Here is a 21,481-nt window from a genome sequence, read left to right as displayed (position 1 = left end):
TCCCGGGGCCGGGGCGGGCGGGTCAGCCGCCGGTGGCGAAGCCCGGGAAGAGGGTCATCCCCCCGTCGACGTACAGGGTGGCTCCCACGACGTAGTCCATGAGGTCGGAGGCGAGGCCGACGGCCGCGTTCGCGATGTCCTCCGGGTCGCCGACGCGCCCGTACGGGATCAGCGTCAGCAGGTCCTTCTCGGCCTGGGGGGTGTCCCAGGCGGAGCGGTTGATGGGCGTCCGGATGGCGCCGGGGGCGATCGCGTTCACGCGGATCTTCTTCGGGGCGAGCTCCTGCGCCAGGGTCTCCATCATCATCTGCACGCCGCCCTTGGAGGAGGCGTAGTTGACGTGCCCGGCCCAGGGGATGAGCTGGTGCACCGAGCTCATGCAGATGATCTTGCCGGCGGAGCGTGAGACCTCCGGGACGACCCCGCGCCGCAGGAACTCCTTCGTCGCCTCCCGGGCGCACAGGAACTGCCCGGTCAGGTTGACGTCGATGACCTTCTGCCACTGGGCGAGGGTCATCTCGGGGAAGGCGGAGTCCCGCTGGAGTCCGGCGTTCGCGACGAGGATGTCGATCGTCCCGAACTCCTCGACCATGCGGTTCGTCATGGCGACGACCTGGCCCTCGTCGGACACGTCCGCCTCGTACGCCGCCGCGCGCACCCCGAACGAGGCGATCTCCTCGACGACCTTCTCGGCCTCCTCGCGGCCGGCCACGTAGTTCACGACCACGTCGGCCCCGGCCCGGCCCAGGCCGAGGGCCGTGGCCTTGCCGATCCCCGAGTTGGCGCCGGTCACCAGCGCCTTCTGGCCCCGGAGCAGGTGCGCGGGAACCGCCCCCTGGGATGCGTCCTCGGTGGAACTCACGACAGACTGCCTCCTCCACGGCGCGGCCCCCGGTTCGGGCGCGGAAACCCGATCGGGCTCCGGCGCCACACAACCACCGCGGCCGGGGCGCGGCGACGCGCGGCGACGCGTGTCGCACCGCCGGCCGGGGTTCTTCGCCCGGTCGGCGGTGCCGTGCCGCGGATCAGCGCATCCGCTCCAGGAGGTGGTCGCCCACCCGCAGGGCGTTCGCGATGGCCGTCAGGGACGGGTTGACCGCGCCGATGCTCGGGAAGAAACTCGTGTCGACCACGTACAGGTTGTCCAGGTCGTGGGCCTTGCAGTTGACGTCCAGGGCCGAGGAGGCCGGGTCGGTGCCGAAGCGGACGGTCCCGGCCTGGTGGGCCGTGGCCCCGATCGGCATGCCCTTGTGCAGGTAGAGGCTGTGGTCCAGCAGGTGGTGCTCGTGCATGCCCAGGTGCCCGAGCATGTGCTGCAGCTTGTGCCGCAGCCGCTTCAGCCCGGCCGTGTTGTTGGTCTCGTCGAGCGCGAGGTGGATGCGGCCGTCGCCGTCCAGGGTGACGCGGCTGTCGGGCAGCGGTAGGTCCTCCCCGCACAGCCAGAAGTCGACGGCGTGGCGGGCCATGACCTCGAACGGCATGTTCGGGGTCACCGCCCCGGCCCAGCGCGGGGCCTCGCCGTGGATCTGCTCGGCGTCCGACTTGCCGAGCATCTGGATCCCGCCGAGCGGGTAGTCCCAGTCGTCCGCGCCGAGGTACCAGTCGTGCAGGGCGAGGGTCTTCTGGAACTGCGTGTCGTTCGGCTCCTTCGACACCGCCATCAGGGCCATGTTGTTGTGGCGCATGTAGAACCGGCCGACCACGTCCGAGCTGTTGGCCAGACCCCGCGGATGGTGGTCGTCGGCGGAGGCGAGCAGCAGCACCGCCGAGTTGACCGCCCCGCAGGAGACGACCACGATGTCCGCCGCGTACCGGGCCTCCTCGCCCCCGTCGAGCCGGGCGACGACCGTGCTCACGCTCCGCCCCGTCGGATCGGTTTCGAGCCGGACCACGTGGGCGTTCGTGACCAGCTCCACGTTCGGGTGCTCCAGGGCCGGCTCCACGCAGATCACCTGGGCGTCGGACTTGGCGCGGACCAGGCAGGGGAACCCGTCCACCCGGTTGCAGCGGATGCAGACGCTGGAATGGGTCGCCCGCCCCCGGCCGTCCTGGGTGAGATCGACTCCGATGGGCAGGTGGAAGGGGTGCAGGCCCTGCTTCTCCAGGTCGTCGCTCAACTGCTGGATCCGCGGCTCGTGTTCCACCGGCGGACAGGCGTACTGCTCGCCGGCCGGCCCCTCCCACGGGTCCTCGCCGTGCCGCCCGTGTACGAGGTACAGGTGCTCGGCCTGGGTGTAGTACGGCTCCAGGTCCTCGTAGCGGATCGGCCACGCGGGCGAGACACCGTCGTGGTGGCGCAGCTCGCCGAAGTCCTGCGGGCGCAGCCGGAACAGCGCCGCGCCGTAGAACTTGGTGTTGCCGCCCACGTAGTAGTTGACCTCGGGCGGGAACTCGCGGCCGTGCTTGTCGAGCCAGAACTCCGGCGCGCGGTACTTCCCCTTGACGAAGACGGCCGTGGAGTCCCAGTTGTCGCGTTCGCGCGGGAGGTAGTCGCCGCGCTCCAGGATGAGCACCCGTTTGCCGGAGGGGGCGAGCCGGTGGGCGAGCGTGCCGCCGCCCGCGCCGGTTCCGATGATGATGGCGTCGTAGTGGGGGGCGTCGCTCACGGCGACCACCGTCCGTCCTCGGTCTGTGGTGTCGCGCCCGCACCGGGCCTGTCCGTCACAGCGGGATCCCTCTACGAACGTATACGCCGCCCGCCGCCACAGCACCCGGAGGAGGGGCCGGGCGCTCGTACGGTCACAGGACGGCGATCGGATTCACGGGGGAGCCGGTGGCCGCCACCAGCCGCAGCGGCGCCACCGTGCACAGGAACTGCCAGCGCCCGAGCTCCGCGCACAGGTGCGCCAGCTCCTCCAGGTCCAGGTAGTCCAGCAGGTGCACGCCCAGGGCGTGCATCGCCAGGACGTGCACGGGGAAGGCGACGCCGGCCACCGGGCTCGGGGCGGTGTCGTTGTTGCCGTCCGAGCCCAGGACGGCGACGTGCCGCTCGGCCAGGAACCGCACCGCCTCCGGATGCAGGCCCGCCCTGGCGTGCGCCACGTCCCACGGGCCGGTCTCCCGGCGCCGGCGCCGGTGCCCGACGCGTACGAACAGCAGATCGCCCGGCCCGGTGCGCACGCCCTGGGCCTCCTCGGCGGCGGTGAGGTCGTCGGCGCTCACGCAGTCGCCGGGTTCGAGCCAGGGCAGCCCGCGCAGCCGGGGGACGTCCAGGAGCACGCCGCGGCCGACGATCCCGCCCCGGACCAGGTCGAGCGTGATCCCGCGGGCACCGCCCGCCCGCAGCGCGGTCTCCGGGATGCCGCCGTAGAGCTCGCCGTCGAAGACGACGTGGCACAGCGCGTCGAGATGGGTGTGGGCGTCCCCGTGCACGTTCATGGCGAAGCGGTCCAGGGCGAAGTGCAGTCCGGGGGCCCCGGTCTCCTGTTCGGACGGCGCCGTCAGGACGTAGGCGGCGGGCTGCGGATCATCCGGGCCGGGCCGCGTCTCGACGGTCGCGGCCAGCGACACCGTCCGCCCGTGGCGGACCCCGGCCGCGGCGGCCGCCACCCGCTCGGGGGTCAGGTGGGCGAGGGCCCCGCGCCGGCGCTCCTCGCCGGTCCGCGCGTCGTGGCGCAGGTGCACGTAGAGCGATCGGAAGGCCTCCTCCGCCATGGGCCGGTCCGGGGCGGCCGCAGGCTGCTCGGAAGTCCGGCTCCTGTCATCCGTCACGCCGGTCCTCCTGCCGTGCGTCCGTCGCCCTGCATCTGCCGAAGGCCCCGCCTCCACTGTCCGGCGCCGCCGTGGCCCGTGCATCCCGGCGGGCCGTGTCATCCCTGCGCGGTCTGCCGCCAGCCGGGCTCCAGCCGGTCGAGGAGGAGGCGGAAGGCCGCGTCGGCCCGGTCCCGGTCGCTGTCCGCCAGCGGGGCGAACAGCAGGCCGAAGCCTGCGTCGACGAGGAGGGCGGCCTCGCTGCGGGCCCGCGCCGCGGGCATGCCCAGCCCGGCGAAGAGGCCGGCGGCCGGCTCGGTCCAGTCGGTGATCAGCTCGCGCATCACGGGCCCGTACCGCTCCGGGTGCATCAGGCTCGCGGACATGATCTCCAGACAGAGCGGGAGCGAGGCCGGAACTCCTCGACCTGCTGAGCGAGGCCTGGGGCAGCCACCGCACGGCCACGGGCAAGACCACCTGGTTCGAACTGCCCGCGGCCCTTCACCGCCCGCCCTCGTGAGCGACAGGCCCGGCGAGCGGACCGACCGGCTCCGCGCGGCCGGAGCAGGCCGAGGGGGGTGTACCTGGGTACACCCCGACTCGGCAGCCAGGCGCAGGGGCCGCAGCCCTGCGCGGCGGCATCGTCGGTGTCATGCGAATGACACCTGTGGACCTCAGGGTGACGGCCTCCTTCCTGGCGGTCGCCTTCCTCGCGGCCGGCCTGCTGGGCGCGCTCCAGCCCGCAACACGGATACCCGCCGAGGTCATCCAGCTGACGCAGTTCGGACCCGCCCTGGGGGTGGGCGTCGCCGCACTGCTGTGGCCGCGCCGCGTACGGGTGCTCCTGGCCGGCGGCCCGGCCCGCAGCGGCGGCCGCGGTGCCGTCCTGATCCTGACCGCACCGCCGGTCATCGCCGTCAGCGCCGCCACGTACGCGGCACTCGGCGGGGACGGGCGGCCGACACCCCCGGACGCCCCGTTCGCGCTGATCGCCGCGGCGCAGCTCCTCGGCGCCTGCGCCGAGGAGATCGGCTGGCGCTGCCTCCTGCAGCCGCTGCTGCGCCCCCGCTTCGGCCCACTGGGAGCCTCGCTGGCGGTCGGCGCGGTCTGGGGCGTCTGGCACGTCCAGATCTTCGCGCAACACCCGCTCTACGCCGCGGCGTTCCTGACCATGGCGGTATCCCTGTCGGTCGTCATGGGCTGGGCGCTCGACGGGACGGGGACATCCCGGCTGCTGCCGGCGGGGGGATTCCACGCCCTGATCAACATCGGCATGCTGCTCTTCATGGACGAGGAGTCCGGCGCCGTGACCCCCATGGTGCTGTTCGGCCTTTCCTGCCTGACGGCAGCAGCCCTGTGGACATGGGCGAGCGCCCGCCGGGGCCGGACTGCAGAGTCGGCTCCGGCACCGGATAGGCTCACCGCGATCATGGAAGATGCTCGATAAGCCGCGCGGCGCTCTCGCCCGCACCCCGGCCCGTACCCTGGCCCGCCCCTGCCTCGCCCTCGGCCGCTGCCAGCTGGCGAGCCTGCACGCGCTCGCCGTGTCGGCGGCCGGCTCGCTGGTGGTGCTCGCCGTACTCCTGCTGCCGGTGGGCGCCGGCTTCCGCCTGCTCCCGCCCGCCGCACGCGCCCTGCGCACGCTGTCCGACCGCTCCCGCTCCAGGGCCGCGGCATGGACGGGCATCCCGATCAGCCCGCCCGAGCCGCTGCCCGCCGCCGGCCGTGACGAGACCGCCCGCGGGCGGTCGCGCCGCATCCTGGCCGACGACGGCTTCTGGCGCGACCTGGCCTGGGCATGGCTGGAGCCGGTGACGGGAGGCCTCCTGGTCGCCGTACCCCTCTCCCTGGCCTGGTACGGGGCCTTCGGCGCGCTGGTGCAGCCGTTCATCTGGCGGAGCATCGACGACGGCAACTGGTACGCGTTCGTCCCCGTCCGCACCACCGCCACGATGCTCGCCGCGCTGGCACTGGGGCTCGCCCTCATCGCCGCCGCCCTGTACACGGCTCCCGCGGTGCTCCGGCTCCACGCCCGCATCGGCCGACGGCTCCTCTCCGCACCCCGCACCACCCGGCTGACCCGGCGGATCGAGCGGCTCACCGACACCCGGAGCCGCGCCCTCGACACCCTGGCAGCCGAACTGCAGCGCATCGAAAGGGACCTGCACGACGGCGCACAGGCCCGGCTGGTCGCCATGGGCATGACCCTGGACCGGGCCGGCCGCCTCCTGGAGACCGACCCGGCGGCCGCACGCGAGCTCCTCCTCGACGCCCGCAGCACCTCGGAGCGGGCCCTGCAGGACCTGCGCGACCTGGTCCACGGCATCCACCCGCCCGTCCTCGCCGACCGCGGACTCGGCGACGCCGTCCGCTCCCTCGCGCTCGACAGCTTCCTCGACGTCCACGTCGAGGCCCGGCTGCCGGGCCGGCTCCAGGCCCCGGTCGAATCCGCGGCCTACTTCGCCGTCAGCGAGGCGCTGGCGAACGCGGCCAAGCACTCCGGAGCCCGCGAGGTCCACATGGCCCTGACGTACGACGACGGCCTGCTGCGCATCACCGTCACCGACGACGGACAGGGCGGCGCCGACCCGTCCCGCGGCACCGGACTGGCCGGCGTACGGCAGCGGTTGGATACCTTCGACGGGACCCTCGCCCTGCACAGCCCGCAGGGCGGACCGACCACCGTGACCATGGAGATACCGTGCGCGTTGTCCTCGCCGAAGACCTCTTCCTCCTGAGGGACGGGCTGACCCGCACCCTGCAGGAACACGGCTGCGAGGTCGTGGCAGTGGACAACGGCCCGTCCCTGCGCCGCGCGCTGCTCGCCGACGGGGACGAGGCACCCGATGTCGCGGTGGTCGACGTGCGGCTGCCGCCGACCCTCACCGACGAGGGCCTCCAGGCCGCCCTGGACGCCCGCCGCCGCAAGCCCGGCCTGCCCGTCCTCGTCCTCTCCCAGTACGTGGAGCAGCTGTACGCCAACGAGCTGCTGGCCGGGGGAGAGGGCGCCGTCGGGTACCTGCTCAAGGACCGGGTGACCCACACCGAGCAGTTCGTCGACGCCGTCCGCCGCGTCGCCGCCGGCGGCACGGTGATGGACCCGCAGGTCATTTCCCGCCTGCTGTCGCGCGGCGACGCCCGCGGAACGATCGGCAGCCTGACGCCGCGTGAGCGCGACGTCCTCGAACTGATGGCGGAGGGCAGGTCGAACGCCGCGATAGCGGGCGGCCTGCACATCAGCGAGAGCGCCGTCGCCAAGCACACCGCGAGCATCTTCGCCAAGCTGGACATCGGCGCGTCGGCGGACGACAACCGCCGCGTCCTGGCGGTCCTGGCCTACCTCAAGCGCTGACTCCTCCGGAGCCGCACCGGCATCCGGCCGTCCGGCAGGCGCGTCAGCCGCCGCCGTACGGTGTGGGACGCACCTCGAACCCCTCGAACGCCCCCGAGCCGGCCGCAGGCTCCTCGTGCACCTCGACGTCCAGGACCGAGGCCGCCGGCGGCCCCGTGCGCGCCCAGCGGACCATCCGGGCGACGGCCTCCTCGTCGCCCTCGAACACCGCCTCGACATCACCGCCGGGCAGATTGCGCACCCACCCGGACACCCCTTGCTCCAGGGCGGCGCTCCGGCAGCTGTCGCGGAAGAACACCCCCTGGACCCGCCCTGACACGATCACACGCTTCCGCACCATGCCCCGACCCTGCCGCCTTCCCGCCGCCGCCCGGCCGCGCGACGCGCGGGGACACGCGGACCGCCCCCCGTTCGGGGGAGCGGGGCGCTGTGAGCGGGCGCCGGTCCGGGGAGCCGGGCGGTGCACGTCAGCAGCGCAGGCCGACGATGCCCCAGCCGCGGCGTTCCGCCTCCGTCACCACCTCTCCCCAGTCGGTGAGCAGGTCCGTGAAGGCCCCGAAGGTGCCGACCCACCCGTCGGGATCGGTGTCGATCCGGTCGAACGGCACGCGCAGGACGTCCAGTTGGGGAGCGGCCTCCCGCCACCATCCGGCGATCACCGGCATCTGGCCGGGCGGTAGCCACAGCAGCAGGTCCGCCTTCCAGGGGCACGGTAGCTCCGGAAGTCCCGAGCCGACGCCGGTGGTGTCCTCCAGACCGTGCCAGAACAGCACGTCGTTGAACCGGTCCAGTACGTCGCGCAGCTCCGGCGTGACGGAGTCGCGCATGTGGTCCCAGAGGTGACCGGCATGGAAGTGCGGCTTGTACGAGCCGTACGTGTTCCGCAGCGCGTACCGCCGGTACCAGTCCTCACCCGGCTGCGTGGACCACGACCAGCCGTGCTCGAAGAGGTCGTCGCTGTATGCCTCTCCGAACGCGGCGTCGATCAGCAGGTCGTGCCGCGCCTCGGGCGCCGCCGCCTCCACCCGTTCCCAGTCCACGATCAGTACTTCGATCCCCAAACCCATGCCGGCAGGGTAGAACGGGACGTGGGGGGCCGGGCAGCGCAGGGCCGGCAGCCGGGCCGCCGCCCGCCAGTCGGTCCGGCGGCCGGGTGGTCGAAGCCTTCGGCGTGCAGGGCGTCGAGGACGGCGTTGTCGACGGCGCCCCGCCACTCGTACGTGATCGTCACCCCCGAGCTCGGTGGGCGGTCCGCTCCTGTGGCCCGAACACCAGCCGCGGCCGCTGTGCCCCGAGCACCACCGCTCGCCGATGGTCCCGGTGGTCCAGCTCCACGCCGTCGATGCCCTGGGCCTCGTCGTTCCCGCCGGAACGCGACCTGCTGCAGGTGCTCTGGTGCCCGCGGGAGCACGACGGCCGACGGGTGGTCCCCCGGGTGGCTCCACCACCACCGGTTGTCCACCGCTCCCGGCACCAAGCCGGGGGTACCCGGGCTGGTGCCAGGCCCCGGACTGGCCGGACTGCTCCGGATGCGGACAGCGGATGGATCACCTGCTGGCCGCGGAGAGCAGCGAGGCGGACGCCTCGTCCGGCTTACCTGGCCCCCGTCGAGGACCAGTGCCTCGCCTGTGACGACGCCGGGCTGGAGCTGGGTGACCCGGGCGGCGTCTACCTCTTTGAATGCCGTACCTGCCCGGGCCGCCCGTACGAGCACCGTTTCGACTGCTCCTGATCGGCCGTCCCGGCCACGCACCTCCCACCCCTGCGGCAAAACGCCACAAGACGGTCATTGCGGGCGTATGGCCGGTCGGCCATAATCCGCGTGTCGGGTGCGAGCCCTGTGCGTGCGCACCCTCGACCGAGGGAAGGGGCCGGCCAGGGTGCCGAGCAGTCGTGGGCGTTCGACCGTGGCGCGGGCCACTGCGGCCGGGGCGCTGCTCGCCGTCGGTCTCGCCGTCGTTTCGTGGACCGGCAGCGACAGCAAGGACGAAGGCCACGGCCAGGGCGAGGGCAAGGTCACGATCGTCTACGAGGACGATGCGATCAAGCCGCAGGACCGGCGGATCGTGGACGTGATCCGCACGTCCCGCGTGCTCGAGCAGACGGCCGACTGGATCAACGCATCGGTCGCCCTCCCGCACGACCTGGTCGTGAAGGTCACCGACAAGGTTCCGCCGGGGGTGACGGACGCGGTCACCCAGCCCGACGGCAGAACGATCTACGTGCCGCCCGCGTTCCTGACCCGGGTGCACGGGGTCGCCGGAGAAGTGGCCGAGACCGTGAAGCGGCCCGCCCTGTTCCCCGCGGAGAAGTTCAACGCCGACGGCCTGACCGCGCTCTCGACCCGGTTCATCTTCGGCCACGAGCTGGGCCATGCCCTGCAGCGCCAGCTCCAGCTGCCGAACCTCGGTCTGGAGGAGGACGCCGCCGACGGGTTCGCGTCGTTCCACACCGTCAACGAGGCCGGCCCCGGACCCTCGCTGGCGAGCGCGATGATCTTCGACGCGCTCGCCCGCAAGGAGGGCAAGCTCACCCTCGAAGGGCTCTCCAGCGATCACCCCGTCACCCAGCAGCGGGTCTTCAACTTCCTCTGCTACCTCCACGGCAGTGACCCGAAGAAGTTCGACGGACCACTGGTCGGAGCCGGCTACCTGCCGAAATCCCGCGCCGCGCTCTGCCCGCAGGCATGGGCGATGCTGGACCACGGCTGGTGGACCCAGCTCAAGCCGCACTTCCGCGGGGCGTTCAGGGCGCAGGGCGACAGCAGCCGTGAACAGGCACGCGCCCGGCTGATCGCGGAGACGAAGGCCCTGGCGGAAAAGCTGGACGAGATCCGCAGCAGTCAGTGAGGCGCGCATCCAAAAGGTGCATCCGTCCCCACGCCGGGGAGTGAAGTACTGGCTGGGGCGCCGGGACGGTCCTCGCCCCCCGGCCGAAAGGCGGTGACCTCCATGGGGCGACCCCTCCACGATCGACACGGGCAGCCCGCCGTGAACGGTGCGGCGCTGCGTGCGCAGCTCGCCCGGCCGGTGCCCCTGCTGCTCGTCTTCCTCGCGCTCACGTACGGCGTCGCCGTCGTCGGAGGTCTGGCGGCCGCCGAAGCCGAGGACGTCTACCTCACGTTGGAACGCCCCGCCTGGGCGCCGCCGGCGTGGCTCTTCGGACCCGTGTGGACCGTGCTCTACGCGTCGATCGCCGTCGCGGCCTGGCTCGTCGTCCGGCGCGGCAGGCCGGAAGGCCGCCGCCTCGCCCTCGCGCTGTGGGCGGTGCAACTGCTGCTCAACCTGGCGTGGACACCGCTGTTCTTCGCGGCCGGGCAGTACGGTCCGGCGCTCGTCGACATCTGCCTGCTGCTCGTCTCGATCGCACTCACCGCCGCCGTCTTCGCCCGCGTGTACCGGCCCGCTGCCTGGCTACTCCTCCCCTACCTGCTGTGGGTCGCCTACGCATCCGCGCTGAACTGGTCGATCTGGCTGCTCAACCGGTGATCCCCGAACGGGGACCGTCGCGTTCCGCCATCGGCCGGCCATGCCCTACAACCACGGCCGTGTCGCAAATGTGCCCGAATGGCGTACCGCCGCTTACCCTCTATGCATGTCAGCCCCCCGCCTGCACCGCGTCGCCGTCCTCGTGCTGGAGGGGGCCAAGCCCCTGGACGTCGGCATCCCGGCCCAGGTCTTCACCACCCGTGCGAGCATGCCGTACGAGGTACGGGTCTGCGGCGCCGCCCCGGGCCTCGTCGCCGGCGGCGACGGCCTCTCGTACCACGTGAACCACGGGCTCGACGCGCTCGCCTGGGCCGACATCGTCTTCGTGCCCGGCTACCGGTTCCCGGACCGGGAGGACCCTCCGCAGGACGTCATCGACGCGCTGATCGCCGCCCACGACCGGGGCGCACGGCTCGCCGCCATCTCGACGGGCGCGTTCGCACTCGCCGCCACCGGCCTCCTCGACGGCAAGCGCGCCACGACCCACTGGCACTACACGCGCGCGCTCGCGGCCAAACATCCGCTCGTCCGCCTCGACGAGAACGTCCTGTTCGTCGACGAGGGCAGCGTTCTGACCTCGGCCGGAGCCGCCTCGGGCATCGACCTGTGCCTGCACATCCTGCGCGCCGACGTCGGCGTGGGCGCGTCGAACCACGCCGCCCGCCGCCTGGTCGCGGCCCCCTACCGCAGCGGCGGCCAGGCGCAGTACCTTCCCCGCAGCGTGCCCGAGCCCCTCGGCGAACGGTTCGCCGCCACCCGTGAGTGGGCGCTGCGCCGGCTCGCCGAGCCCCTGACGCTCGAGGCGCTCGCCGAGCACGCGGCGGTGTCGTCCCGTACGTTCTCGCGGCGCTTCGCCGACGACACGGGCTACACGCCGATGCAGTGGATCATGCGCGCCCGGGTCGACAGGGCCCGTGAACTGCTCGAACGCTCGGAGCGGAGCGTGGAGCAGATAGCCGCTGACGTCGGCCTCGGCACGGGCGCGAACCTGCGGCTGCACTTCCAGCGCATCCTCGGCACCACCCCCACCGAGTACCGGCGCACCTTCACCAAGGGCGAGTAGCCCACCCCCGAGGGCGTGGCGAGATCCTTTTGAACCATGGCGATCGCGCCACTGTCGCGGGCGGATCAAGGACGCGAGTCTGTTGGCGAACAGAAGGGACACCGCTCATGACTCGCATCGCCATCAACGGATTCGGCCGCATCGGACGCAACGTGCTGCGCGCGCTGCTCGAACGCGACAGCGACCTCGAGGTCGTCGCCATCAACGACCTCTCCGAGCCCACCACGCTCGCGCGCCTGCTCGCGTTCGACTCGACGTCCGGCCGCCTGGGCCGCCCGGTGACCGTCGACGGGAACACCCTCGTCGTCGACGGCCGCCGCATCACGGTCCTCGCCGAGCGCGAGCCGGAGCAGCTCCCCTGGGCCGAGCTGGGCGTGGAGATCGTCCTCGAGTCGACCGGCCGCTTCACCTCCGCCGAGGCCGCCCGCGCCCACATCAAGGCGGGCGCGAAGAAGGTGCTCGTCTCCGCCCCGTCGGACGGCGCGGACGTGACCCTCGCGTACGGTGTGAACACCGACGCCTACGACCCGGCCGAGCACACGATCGTCTCGAACGCCTCGTGCACGACCAACGCGCTCGCGCCGCTGGCCGCCGTCCTCGACGAGGTCGCCGGCATCGAGCACGGCTTCATGACGACGGTCCACGCCTACACGCAGGAGCAGGCCCTGCAGGACGGTCCGCACCGCGACCCCCGCCGCGCCCGCGCCGCCGCCGTCAACATCGTGCCGACCACGACGGGCGCCGCCAAGGCGATCGGCCTGGTGCTGCCGCAGCTCGACGGCAAGCTGAACGGCGACTCGATCCGCGTACCGGTCCCGGTCGGCTCGATCGTCGAGCTCAACACGACCGTGTCGCGCGACGTGACGCTGGAGGACGTCCTGGCGGCGTACAAGGCCGCGGCGGAGGGTCCGCTGGCCGGCGTCCTCGAGTACTCGGACGACGCGCTGGTGTCGTCCGACATCGTGGGCAACCCCGCCTCGTCGATCTTCGACTCGGCCCTCACCCGCGTCGACGGCCGCCACGTCAAGGTGGTCGCCTGGTACGACAACGAGTGGGGCTTCTCGAACCGCGTGATCGACACCCTCACGCTGCTCGCCACCCGCTGAAGCGGGGCCGCGGCGCCCCTTCCGGCCCCTCGGCCGGACGGTGCGGCCGCGGCGTGACGGCCTCCGCGGGGAAGACCGTCCCGATGTCCCCGCGGACCGAGCGGGTTCCCGGCTGCCGACGAGGCAGCCGGGAACCCGCTTCTGCGTGTACGGGCCCAACAGCGTTGCCAGAGCGTCGCGTTACCCTCTCCCTCCTGGTGCGATCCACCTCCACAACGGAACGAGGGCAGCTGATGAACACGGACGACCCGCGGCAGTTCGGCATCGACGTCTCGGTGTCCTCGGGAGCCGGCGGCCGCACCTTCTACCGGTAGCGCGCACATCGCCGTTCCCCGCGCGGAGGGCCGGCCTTCCGCGGCAGCCGGCCGCCACGCCCGCAGCCTTCCCACGGCAGAGCCGCTCGTTCGGCACCCCGACACGGTCGGGCGATCACGGTCGCCGATACCGGGATCGGCACGCTGCCGGCAGCCTCCTTCAACCGGCCGACCCGGTACCCCGCCGGTGCCGTCACCGCCTTCGGCGGCGACACCGCGAACGCGATCACCTCGGTGCGGTTCGACAACGTGCCGCCGAGCTGGCGCTGACCCGCCGATCCCGGCCCGGCGCCGTGCCCGTCCGGGCCCGCGGCGCCGCGCCGGAGTACGCAGGGAAAACCACGGGCTGCCGGGGGTCACCGCCCGTTACGATCGGGTTCTCACCTGATCACGGCGGCGCGACGGAGGCACCGATGACCGAGGCCCCCGCGCGGACCCCCGCCCACCCGGATCGGCTGGAGCAGGGGCACCCGTTCCGCCAGTGGAAGACCTGGCGCATACCCGGCACCGACTTCACCCTCACCGGATACTCGCGCGCCAACGACAAAACGTTCTTCCACATCCCGGAGCTGCGCTGCGCACTCGACGCAGGGCTCGCGGAAGGCCGACAGCCGGAAACCGTCTTCCTCACCCACACCCACCACGACCACTCGAAGGACCTGGACCACCTCGCCGCCAGGCCCGCCGGCGTGGACATCCACCTGCCCGCCGCGGCACTGCCGTACGTGGAGTCCTTCCTGCGGGCCTCCGCCGAACTGAACCACGGCGCCGCCTACGACCCGGCCCTCGCCGCGAACTGCCGGCTGCACGGGGTCCGCGGCGGCGACGAGTTCACGTTCGGCCGCCGCGGCCACCACGTACGGGTGGTGGAATGCGTGCACAAGGTGCCGTGCGTGGGCTACGCGTTCTCCGAACGCCGCAAGACACTGCTGCCCGAGTACGAGGAACTGCGCCGCTCCCTCGCCGAACAGGGCCGGGGCGCGGAGTTCGGCCGCATGCTGGCGCAGCGCCGTGCGGAAGGTTCCGAGGTCGAACGGGAGGTGCTCAGGCCCCTGTTCGCGTTCCTCGGCGACACCCACGTCACCGTCTTCGAGGACAACCCCTGGCTCTTCGCGTACCCGGTCGTCATCACCGAGTGCACCTACCTCGACGACGCCGAACTGGAGCGGGCCGACCGGGTCGGACACACCGTCTGGAGCCGGCTCAGACCCGTCGTCGAGGCCCATCCGGACACCCTCTTCGTCCTCACCCACTTCAGCCTGCGCCACTCGGACCGGGACGTCCTCGCCTTTTTCCGCGACGAGCAGCCGCCCGCCAACGTCCTGCTGTGGGCGCACCCGGACAGCCGGCTGCCCGAACAGCACCAGCACGGCGGCTCGGATGGCTGAGGCCCGCTGGTCCCCGTACCCCAAGATCCCCTCCCGGGCCCGGCTCGGCGAGGCACAGGCGGCCCGGCGCTGGGTCGCGCTGGAGAAGGTCCACGGGGCGAACTTCGCCGTCGTGTGCGACGACGCCGGAGTGCGCCCGGCCAAGCGCCGCGAACTGCTCGGCGAGAGCGGCCTGGACGACTTCTTCGGAGTGGGACGGATCTGGCCGGCCCTGGCCGTCGCCGCGGACCGCTGCGCCGCCGCCCTGCGCCGCGACCACGGCGCGGACGCCTCGGCGCCGGTCACGGTCTACGGTGAACTGGCGGGCGGCCGCTACCCGCACCCGGATGTGCCCGCCACCCCGGACACCGATCCGGTCCAGACCGGCATCTGGTACGCCCCGCACCTCCTCTGGCTGCCCTTCGACGCCACGATCCGCACCGGCGACGGTGTCCGCTGGGTCGCCGACCGGGCCCTGCGCCGTGCCGCGGACGCCGCGGGCCTGCACTGCGCGCCGCTCCTCGCGCACGGCACCCTCCACCGGGTCCGCGAACACGGGCCGGTGTTCCCGACCCGGGTACCGGCACTGCTGGGACTGCCCGAACTGCCCGGCAACCTGGCGGAGGGGCTCGTACTCAAGCCCGCGGGCGAATGGCGGGCCACGGACGGAACCGCGACCCCGCCACGCCCGATCGCCAAGGTCAAACAGCCCTCCTTCGCCGAGGACGACCGCTTCGACGGCTCCCGCCCCTACCTGGCACCGGCCGAAGGCGCCGCCGGTGTGCCCGGCTGGCTCCTCGGCCGGGCCACCGCGCTGCTCACCCCGGCCCGCGCGGCGGCCGCCGTCAGCAAACTGGGCCCGCGCACACCGCCCGAGTCGATCGCGGCCGAAACCGCCCGCGACGCGGTGGAGGAACTGGCCGAAGCCCTGGGCGGCCTGGAGAACGACCTCGCCCAGGCCCTGGAACGCGCACTGCACCCCGGAGCCCTGGCCCTCGCCCACTACGACGCCACCGACCGCTGCGCCCCCGCCTGAGCCGGCTGCCGTTCCCCGGCCCCGTGAGCCGACCGGCGCCCGGCGTCCCCGGCCGGCGCCCCACGTCCTGACCGGCGTGTGGCCCGGAGTCCGTCCGGCCCCGTCTACCGTGGGGGCATGCGGCTGCTGCTGACCTCGGACACGCACGTCCCCGCCCGCGCCAAGAGCCTCCCGCAGGCGCTCCTGGCCGCCGTCGACGAGGCGGACGCCGTCGTCCACGCCGGAGACTGGACCGACGAGGCCACCCTCGACCTCCTGGAATCCCGGGCCCGCCGGCTCATCGCCGTGTACGGCAACAACGACGGCCCACCGCTGCGCCGGCGCCTGCCCGAGGTCGCCCGCGCCCGCCTGGCGGGGCTGCGGTTCGGCGTGGTGCACGAGACCGGCGCGGCCGCCGGGCGGGAACGCCGCTGCGCAGAGCGCTTCCCCGACCTGGACGTCCTCGTGTTCGGGCACAGCCACATCCCCTGGAACTCCACAGCCCCCGGCGGACTGCGCCTGCTCAACCCCGGCTCGCCCACCGACCGCAGACGGCAGCCGTTCTGCACCTTCATGACCCTCACCGTCTCCGACGGGGCGCTCCACGACGTCACCCTGCACCGGCTCCCGCCGCGCCGCTGACCCGCGAGACGGAGAAGGTCAGGAGGTCAGGAGGTCAGCGTGACCCTCCGGCCGCTGTCGCCCGTGTCGAGGCACTCCTGGTACGGATCGGGGTTGCCCTGCCGCTCCCGGCACAGCCACGTGGTTCCCCCCGCGCGGACTTCGACGGGCGCGCCCCGCGTGTGGGGCAGAATCCCGGTGTAGGCGGCTGCGACCCGCAGCGCGACGGCACACGACGAGGCCCGGTCGGCCGACACCCCGAGCCCGAAGGCCGCGGCGGTTCCGCAGAACACGAGGGGCGCCGCGGTGGCGGTCTTCCCCGCGGAAGCCGACGCCGGAGCCGGGGCCGGGGGCGGGGCCGCCACCGGGGCCGTCGGCCCCAGCGTGGCAGCCGCCAGCAGGCCTGCGGCCATGCCGAGCTTCGCCGAACGCACGTGCCGTCTCCCTCCGCGTGGAGCCCGGGCCCGTACGACACGGGGCCGTGCCCCCACCCTGGCCCGGAGTGCACGGCCGTGCCACTCGAACGGCCCCCCGGGCGCTCCCGGGCAGAAGGGGAGCCGCCGGTGCGCATTCCGGTGGCGCTGCTGCGCCTCGCCTCCCGGCGGGCGGCCGGGCCGGGCCGGAGGCGTGGGTGCAGCGGGATCCGTACGCGGGGGAGCGGGACCTCAGGGCCGTGAGGAATCGGCCACGCGCACCGAAGGCGCAGCACCCGGCGGACCACCGGGGGACACCCGTTCCACTCCGGCGGAAGCGGAGGCATCGGGCCGATCAACAGGCGGGGCGATACCTGACATTCTCTGACATCAGGGGGGAGTTGCCCGGGTCGATCTCCGGATCATGAGGCCCAGCGTTCGGCATGTGAACGCCGATGCGACGCTTCCTCGTTCTTCCCAGGAGGGCACCCATGGTCACCAGAAGACGCCTGCTCGTCGGCGCCCTGTCCACGACGGGGGCGGGCCTGATCACCGGCGCCGGACTGCTGCCCGTGCTGCAGTCCGGTACGGCCCGGGCAGCCGACGAGACGGGCCCGGTGGCCGTCCCGCCGCCGTTCACGGTGAGAATGCCGCAGCTCCCCGTCCTCACGCCGTACTCCACGCACGGCGGGGTGGACGCGTACCGCGTCACGGTCAAGGAGGTGTCCCGGGAGATCCTGCCCGGCGTCCGGACCAAGGTGCTCACCTACGACGGCCACTTCCCGGGTCCGGTGCTGCGGGCCCGCAGCGGCCGGCAGGTGACCGTGCGGCACCGCAACACCCTGCACATGCCGATCGCCGTGCACCTGCACGGCGCGGAAGTCTCCCCGGAGAACGACGGCAGCCCGATGGACACCGTCGCCCCGGGCACGACGCGCACGTACACCTACCCGAACCAGCAGCCGAACGCCACCCTGTGGTTCCACGACCACGCCCACCACATGGAGGCCGAGCACGTCTACCGGGGCCTGTCGGGGACGTACGTCCTGACGGACGACACCGAGCGCGCCCTGCCGCTGCCCTCCGGACAGTACGAGATGCCCATCGCGCTGCGCGACGCCCGCTTCGACGAGAACGGGCAGCTGGTCTACCGGATGGACGACTTCCGGGGCCGCACCACGCTGCTCGCCAACGGCCGCCCGAGCCCGTACGTGGAGGTCGCCGCCCGCAAGTACCGCTTCCGCCTGCTCAACACCTCCAACCTCCGCTTCCTCAAGCTGCGCCTCGCCGACGGCGGGCAGATGGTGCAGATCGGCTCCGACGGCGGCCTGCTGGAGCGCCCGTTCACGACCGACACCATCCCGCTGTCCCCGGCGGAACGCGCCGACGTGGTCATCGACTTCTCCCGCTACCCGGTCGGCACGAAGATCGTCCTGCAGAACATGCCGGGCCCGGGCACCACCGAACCCGGCAACGTGCTCCGCTTCGACGTGGTCCGCACCGCCCCCGACCCGAGCCGGATCCCGGACGTGCTGCGCACCCTGCCGACGGTGGACGCCCTGCCCAGGCCCGCGGTCGAGCGGAAGATCGTCCTCAGCATGGACGAGGACGGCCGCACCGACGCGCGCGGCTTCATGGACGGACTGCAGTGGGACCCGGACCGGATCGACCAGACGGTCACCTTCGGAACCTCCGAGACATGGACGGTGACCAACGCCAACCAGCGGATCCCGCACAACTTCCACATGCACCTGGTCCAGTTCCGCGTGCTGGAGCGCAACGGCCTCCCGGCCGCCCCCGCCGAGGCGGGCCTGAAGGACACGGTCCAGCTGTTCCCCGGCGAGACGGTGAAACTGCACGCCACCTTCAACAGCCACCGGGGCACGTACGTCTACCACTGCCACCTGCTGGACCACTCGGCCATGGGCATGATGGCCAACTTCCGGGTCCGCTAGGGCGGGGCCGCCGGGGCCGCCGGGACTCCGCCCGCGGCGGGAAGCCCCCGGATCCGGGCGGGTCCGCGGTGTCGTCGTGCGCCGGTGCCGGTGACGGCGCGCACGGACCGCGGGAGAGCACCTCCCCACCGCTCCTTTGCCCCTCGGGCCTCTCCCGCCTGCCCTCTCCCACGCTTGCCCGCCCGCCCGACGAGGCATCATTCCGACGTGCGGCCCTCGCGTTACTCCCGGATCCCCCTCTTCACGGAGCCCGGCGGACGAATGCTCGTCTGCGGCGACGACGGTCTCGCCCACCGGGTCGCCGCGGAACTCCTCGACGTGTACGGCGAACCCGTCACCCTGGTCGTGCCCGCCGCCCGCGAAGCCGAGCGGGTCCTGGGGCACACCCACGGGTACGGCCATGGCCAGGGCCCGGGGGCGGGCATCGGGCTGTTCGCCCGCGTACCGCCGGCCAGGCCGTGGGACGCGGTCCCGGCAGCGGAGCGGCCCGCGGTGCGCGAACTGCGGATCGTGGAGGCCGCGGAGCCCGACGAAGCGGTCCTGGCCGCCGCAGGAGTGGGCGGCGCGCCGGCGCTCTCCCTCCTCTACGAGGACGACGACCGCAACGTGCAGGCCGCCCTCGTGGCCCGACGCCTCAACCCCCGCCTCCGCCTCGTCATCCGCCTGTACAACCGCAAGCTCGGGCTGCACCTGGCCGAACTGCTCGACCAGGCGGCGGCCGTCGCGGCCCCGGCGACGGGCCGGCCCGATCAGGACGCCTCCACCACCGTCCTGTCGGACGCGGACACGGCGGCACCCGCCTTCGCGGCCACCGCGGTCGCAGGCACCAGCAAAGTCGTCCAGGCGGACGGACTCCTGCTCAGAGCCGTGGAACGCCCTCCCCGGCGGCGCGGCACCCCGCCCGCCCGCACGCTCTGCACCCTGGCGCTGCTCCCGACGGACCCCGACGGCCCCGAGGACCACCGAGGCCCCGTACGGAGGTGGGACCGCGACTGCGACCGGGGCCGTGACCGCGGGCCGTGGCTGCTGCCCGACGACCGCGAGACCGCACGCGCCGGAACCCTCACCCTCGTCGCCCTCGAAGTCGTCCCGCCCCCGGGGCGCCGGCGCATCGCCTCCCGCATCCCGGGCGCGGCGGCCCAACTGGGTTCCCTGGCATCCCTGTTCCCCCCGCGCCTGAACTGGTCGCTCGCCGGGGTCGCGGCCGCCGTGGCGGCACTCGGCCTGGCCTCGTGGCTGACCACGGGCGACACCCCGTTCCACGCCGCGTACGTGACGCTCCTCGACATCTTCGCCTTCAACGACCCGGCCGTACGGGAACCACCCGTACGGCAGCTGCTCCAGGTGCTCGGCGGGTTCGTGGGCATGCTCCTGCTGCCCGTCCTCGTGGCCGCAGCACTGGAGGCCCTGGGTGCGTTCCGGACGGCCGCGGGGCTCAGGCGGCCGCCGGGAAACCTCTCGGGGCACGTGGTCCTCGTGGGACTGGGGAAGATCGGCACGCGCGTGCTCGCCCGCCTCCGGGAGCTCGGCATCCCGGTGGTGTGCCTGGAGGCGGATTCCCTGGCCCGCGGGCTGGCGCTCGCCCGCCGCCTGCACGTGCCGGTGGTGATGGGGGACGTCACCGAGGAGGGCGTGCTGGAGGCGGCCCGCGTCCACCGGGCGCGCGCCCTGATCGCGCTGACCAGCTCGGACACCACCAACCTGGAGGCGGTCCTGCACGCCCGCACGGTCAAGGGGGACCTGCGCGTCGTACTGCGCCTGGACGACGACGACTTCGCCGAGGCCGTCGACCGCACCCTGAGCACGGCGCATCCGGCGGCGCTCACCCGCAGCCGCAGCGTCACCCACCTCGCCGGCCCCGCCTTCGCCGGCGCGATGATGGGACGGCAGATCCTCGGCGCCATCCCCGTGGAACGGTGTGTCCTGCTGATCGCTGCCGTCGAGGTGGCAGGACTGCCGGAGCTGGAGGGGCGCACGGTCACGGAATCCTTCCGCCCGGGCGCCTGGCGCGTCATCGCGCTGCACGCCGGGGCCCGCACGGAACGCCGCCCGCACCTGTCGGGCGCGCGCCGCGAGGGCGACGCCGCCGGGGGCCTCGTCTGGGACGTGGATCCGGGCCGCGCCCTGACCGCACAGGACCGCGTCCTGATCGCCGCCACCCGCCAGGGCCTAGCCGAACTCCTGGGCCGCCGACGCACACCGACCGGCAACCCGTGACGGCGGGCCGGGCCCTGTCAGTCCGGCGTGCAAGACTGCGCCGCATGTCCACAGCCGACTTGACCTTTGACCAGTGGCGATCCTTCGACTTTCACACCGCTCGCCGAGTCGCCCGGCAGGCGGCCGATTCGGCGGGAGGCCGCCTGATCGCCGTCGATGCCGTCGAGCACCTGGGCGCCCGGATGCACCGCGCCCGGATCGAGCGGAGCGGTCAGGAGTTCGCTCTCGTGCCGGGCGGCACGGTCACCCTCGGGTTCGACCTCGATGCCTGGCAGCCGACGCCCGAGCAGAACGCCGACTACCGGGAGAGCCTGGAGGAGGGATTCGGGTGCGGCCCGGACCTGAAGGCGCACCTGGCACAGCTGCTCAGCCGGCGCCGACGCGTGGCCCTCCGAACGGTGCTCATGGCGGTGGAGGACGAGGACCTCACCGAGCCTCCCGCCGACATGCCGGATCTGCTCGCCGCCCGCGGCCTGCGCATGCCGAGCCCCGACGAATGGGAGCACGCCTGCGGAGCCGGGGCGGACACCCTGTTCCGGTGGGGCGACGACTGCCCCCTCGACCGGATCCCCTACGAGGACCGGACCGGTCCGCAGCACCAGCCGAACGCGCTTGGCCTGCACATCGCCTACGACACGTACCGCACGGAGCTCACGAACGACCCCACCGCGGTACATGGCGGTGACGGCGGCGAGTCGGCCTGCGGTGGCTACGGCCCCCTGCTGGGATGGCTGCCCCTGGCCACCGCCAACCGCAACCCCTTCCACGCCGAGTTCGTTCACGGCCCGGACGGCGAAGGCCTGTACGAGGACTTCTCCACCCGGCCCGTGTGCGACCTCTGACCCGTCACCCTCCGAACCCGTCACCCTACGAGGGGGTC

At 73.2% G+C, this 21,481-nt stretch carries 20 protein-coding genes and 2 pseudogenes; 14 read left to right on the top strand and 8 right to left on the bottom strand.

The features are described 5' to 3' along the window. Nucleotides 1-22 precede the first annotated feature (22 nt). The 4 genes from HYE82_RS02455 to HYE82_RS02440 form a co-directional block, all read right to left on the bottom strand. Entirely contained in the window at nt 23-862 is an 840-nt protein-coding gene (locus HYE82_RS02455; protein WP_309144174.1) for an SDR family oxidoreductase, read from the bottom strand. A gap of 163 nt (nt 863-1,025) precedes the next feature. Beyond that, nucleotides 1,026-2,606: a GMC oxidoreductase gene (locus HYE82_RS02450; RefSeq protein WP_179172214.1), complete on the bottom strand. Its 1,581-nt coding sequence runs from the start codon at nt 2,604-2,606 to the stop codon at nt 1,026-1,028. A 133-nt stretch (nt 2,607-2,739) separates the two neighbouring features. Next, on the bottom strand, nt 2,740-3,654 hold the full coding sequence (locus tag HYE82_RS02445; protein WP_179172233.1) for a cyclase family protein: 915 nt from the start codon (nt 3,652-3,654) through the stop codon (nt 2,740-2,742). A 155-nt stretch (nt 3,655-3,809) separates the two neighbouring features. Then, nucleotides 3,810-4,076 (bottom strand): hypothetical protein, encoded by a 267-nt coding sequence (locus HYE82_RS02440; RefSeq protein ID WP_179172213.1) that lies wholly within the window; start codon nt 4,074-4,076, stop codon nt 3,810-3,812. Between the two features lie 29 nt (nt 4,077-4,105). On the opposite strand from HYE82_RS02440, the pseudogene HYE82_RS39445 reads away from it, so the two are divergent. The 4 genes and pseudogenes from HYE82_RS39445 to HYE82_RS02425 form a co-directional block, all read left to right on the top strand. Then, nucleotides 4,106-4,210: pseudogene (locus HYE82_RS39445) on the top strand (ATP-binding protein); the annotation flags it as partial. Nucleotides 4,211-4,342: 132 nt separating this feature from the next. Next, complete coding sequence (locus HYE82_RS02435) at nt 4,343-5,137, top strand: CPBP family intramembrane glutamic endopeptidase (RefSeq protein ID WP_256986856.1); 795 nt, start codon at nt 4,343-4,345, stop codon at nt 5,135-5,137. Then, entirely contained in the window at nt 5,127-6,428 is a 1,302-nt protein-coding gene (locus HYE82_RS02430; protein ID WP_179172212.1) for a sensor histidine kinase, read from the top strand. Before HYE82_RS02435 ends, HYE82_RS02430 begins: the two co-directional genes overlap by 11 nt. Continuing rightward, a complete protein-coding gene (locus HYE82_RS02425) occupies nt 6,392-7,042 on the top strand; it encodes a response regulator transcription factor (RefSeq protein ID WP_179172211.1) in 651 nt (216 codons plus the stop codon). Before HYE82_RS02430 ends, HYE82_RS02425 begins: the two co-directional genes overlap by 37 nt. A gap of 43 nt (nt 7,043-7,085) precedes the next feature. Here the strand turns inward: HYE82_RS02425 and HYE82_RS02420 are convergent, their stop codons facing one another. From HYE82_RS02420 to HYE82_RS37570, 3 genes and pseudogenes are all read right to left on the bottom strand, one after another. Continuing rightward, nucleotides 7,086-7,382, bottom strand: coding sequence for an acylphosphatase (locus HYE82_RS02420; protein ID WP_179172210.1), 297 nt, complete (start codon nt 7,380-7,382; stop codon nt 7,086-7,088). A 127-nt stretch (nt 7,383-7,509) separates the two neighbouring features. After that, a complete protein-coding gene (locus HYE82_RS02415) occupies nt 7,510-8,109 on the bottom strand; it encodes a hypothetical protein (RefSeq protein WP_179172209.1) in 600 nt (199 codons plus the stop codon). A 77-nt stretch (nt 8,110-8,186) separates the two neighbouring features. Beyond that, nucleotides 8,187-8,273 (bottom strand): annotated as a pseudogene (locus tag HYE82_RS37570) (GNAT family N-acetyltransferase); the annotation flags it as partial. A gap of 649 nt (nt 8,274-8,922) precedes the next feature. On the opposite strand from HYE82_RS37570, the gene HYE82_RS02410 reads away from it, so the two are divergent. From HYE82_RS02410 to HYE82_RS02380, 7 genes are all read left to right on the top strand, one after another. After that, entirely contained in the window at nt 8,923-9,891 is a 969-nt protein-coding gene (locus HYE82_RS02410; protein WP_309144173.1) for a DUF4344 domain-containing metallopeptidase, read from the top strand. 102 nt (nt 9,892-9,993) lie between these two features. After that, entirely contained in the window at nt 9,994-10,530 is a 537-nt protein-coding gene (locus HYE82_RS02405; protein WP_179172208.1) for a TspO/MBR family protein, read from the top strand. Nucleotides 10,531-10,636: 106 nt separating this feature from the next. Next, nucleotides 10,637-11,593, top strand: a complete 957-nt coding sequence (locus HYE82_RS02400; protein WP_179172207.1) for a GlxA family transcriptional regulator — start codon at nt 10,637-10,639, stop codon at nt 11,591-11,593. Nucleotides 11,594-11,700: 107 nt separating this feature from the next. Then, nucleotides 11,701-12,699 carry a type I glyceraldehyde-3-phosphate dehydrogenase gene (gene gap, locus HYE82_RS02395; protein WP_179172206.1) on the top strand — a complete coding sequence of 333 codons (999 nt, stop codon included), beginning with the start codon at nt 11,701-11,703 and terminating at the stop codon, nt 12,697-12,699. 727 nt (nt 12,700-13,426) lie between these two features. Further along, nucleotides 13,427-14,401: an MBL fold metallo-hydrolase gene (locus HYE82_RS02390; protein ID WP_179172205.1), complete on the top strand. Its 975-nt coding sequence runs from the start codon at nt 13,427-13,429 to the stop codon at nt 14,399-14,401. Then, a complete protein-coding gene (locus tag HYE82_RS02385) occupies nt 14,394-15,416 on the top strand; it encodes an RNA ligase family protein (protein WP_179172204.1) in 1,023 nt (340 codons plus the stop codon). The genes HYE82_RS02390 and HYE82_RS02385 overlap by 8 nt, the downstream gene beginning before the upstream one ends. A gap of 117 nt (nt 15,417-15,533) precedes the next feature. Then, a complete protein-coding gene (locus HYE82_RS02380) occupies nt 15,534-16,037 on the top strand; it encodes a metallophosphoesterase (RefSeq protein WP_179172203.1) in 504 nt (167 codons plus the stop codon). 26 nt (nt 16,038-16,063) lie between these two features. Here HYE82_RS02380 and HYE82_RS02375 read toward each other — a convergent pair whose 3' ends face one another. Next, nucleotides 16,064-16,450 (bottom strand): hypothetical protein, encoded by a 387-nt coding sequence (locus HYE82_RS02375; RefSeq protein ID WP_309144172.1) that lies wholly within the window; start codon nt 16,448-16,450, stop codon nt 16,064-16,066. A gap of 470 nt (nt 16,451-16,920) precedes the next feature. Here HYE82_RS02375 and HYE82_RS02370 point away from each other — a divergent pair, with 470 nt between their 5' ends. The 3 genes from HYE82_RS02370 to HYE82_RS02360 all read left to right on the top strand — a co-directional run bounded on the left by HYE82_RS02370 (nt 16,921) and on the right by HYE82_RS02360 (nt 21,443). Then, nucleotides 16,921-18,384 (top strand): multicopper oxidase family protein, encoded by a 1,464-nt coding sequence (locus HYE82_RS02370; protein ID WP_179172202.1) that lies wholly within the window; start codon nt 16,921-16,923, stop codon nt 18,382-18,384. A 261-nt stretch (nt 18,385-18,645) separates the two neighbouring features. Then, entirely contained in the window at nt 18,646-20,601 is a 1,956-nt protein-coding gene (locus tag HYE82_RS02365; protein ID WP_179172229.1) for a TrkA family potassium uptake protein, read from the top strand. 44 nt (nt 20,602-20,645) lie between these two features. Continuing rightward, nucleotides 20,646-21,443 (top strand): hypothetical protein, encoded by a 798-nt coding sequence (locus HYE82_RS02360; RefSeq protein ID WP_179172201.1) that lies wholly within the window; start codon nt 20,646-20,648, stop codon nt 21,441-21,443. Nucleotides 21,444-21,481: the final 38 nt, after the last annotated feature.

The organism is Streptomyces sp. BR123 (genome assembly GCF_013401435.1).
In the GTDB taxonomy this organism is placed as follows: domain Bacteria; phylum Actinomycetota; class Actinomycetes; order Streptomycetales; family Streptomycetaceae; genus Streptomyces.
The sequence above is the reverse complement of the archived record's forward strand: the minus strand, read 5'-3'. Positions and strand labels throughout refer to the sequence as shown.

Excerpts from the sequence above, each read along its gene's own strand:
- HYE82_RS02445 (WP_179172233.1), bottom strand. The coding sequence starts at position 3,654 with ATGGCGGAGGAGGCCTTCCGATCGCTCTACGTGCACCTGCGCCACGAC.
- HYE82_RS02440 (WP_179172213.1), bottom strand. The coding sequence starts at position 4,076 with ATGTCCGCGAGCCTGATGCACCCGGAGCGGTACGGGCCCGTGATGCGC.
- HYE82_RS02435 (WP_256986856.1), top strand. The coding sequence starts at position 4,343 with ATGCGAATGACACCTGTGGACCTCAGGGTGACGGCCTCCTTCCTGGCG.
- HYE82_RS02430 (WP_179172212.1), top strand. The coding sequence starts at position 5,127 with ATGCTCGATAAGCCGCGCGGCGCTCTCGCCCGCACCCCGGCCCGTACC.
- HYE82_RS02420 (WP_179172210.1), bottom strand. The coding sequence starts at position 7,382 with ATGGTGCGGAAGCGTGTGATCGTGTCAGGGCGGGTCCAGGGGGTGTTC.
- HYE82_RS02415 (WP_179172209.1), bottom strand. The coding sequence starts at position 8,109 with ATGGGTTTGGGGATCGAAGTACTGATCGTGGACTGGGAACGGGTGGAG.
- HYE82_RS02405 (WP_179172208.1), top strand. The coding sequence starts at position 9,994 with ATGGGGCGACCCCTCCACGATCGACACGGGCAGCCCGCCGTGAACGGT.
- HYE82_RS02400 (WP_179172207.1), top strand. The coding sequence starts at position 10,637 with ATGTCAGCCCCCCGCCTGCACCGCGTCGCCGTCCTCGTGCTGGAGGGG.
- gap (WP_179172206.1), top strand. The coding sequence starts at position 11,701 with ATGACTCGCATCGCCATCAACGGATTCGGCCGCATCGGACGCAACGTG.
- HYE82_RS02390 (WP_179172205.1), top strand. The coding sequence starts at position 13,427 with ATGACCGAGGCCCCCGCGCGGACCCCCGCCCACCCGGATCGGCTGGAG.
- HYE82_RS02385 (WP_179172204.1), top strand. The coding sequence starts at position 14,394 with ATGGCTGAGGCCCGCTGGTCCCCGTACCCCAAGATCCCCTCCCGGGCC.
- HYE82_RS02380 (WP_179172203.1), top strand. The coding sequence starts at position 15,534 with ATGCGGCTGCTGCTGACCTCGGACACGCACGTCCCCGCCCGCGCCAAG.
- HYE82_RS02370 (WP_179172202.1), top strand. The coding sequence starts at position 16,921 with ATGGTCACCAGAAGACGCCTGCTCGTCGGCGCCCTGTCCACGACGGGG.
- HYE82_RS02365 (WP_179172229.1), top strand. The coding sequence starts at position 18,646 with ATGCTCGTCTGCGGCGACGACGGTCTCGCCCACCGGGTCGCCGCGGAA.
- HYE82_RS02360 (WP_179172201.1), top strand. The coding sequence starts at position 20,646 with ATGTCCACAGCCGACTTGACCTTTGACCAGTGGCGATCCTTCGACTTT.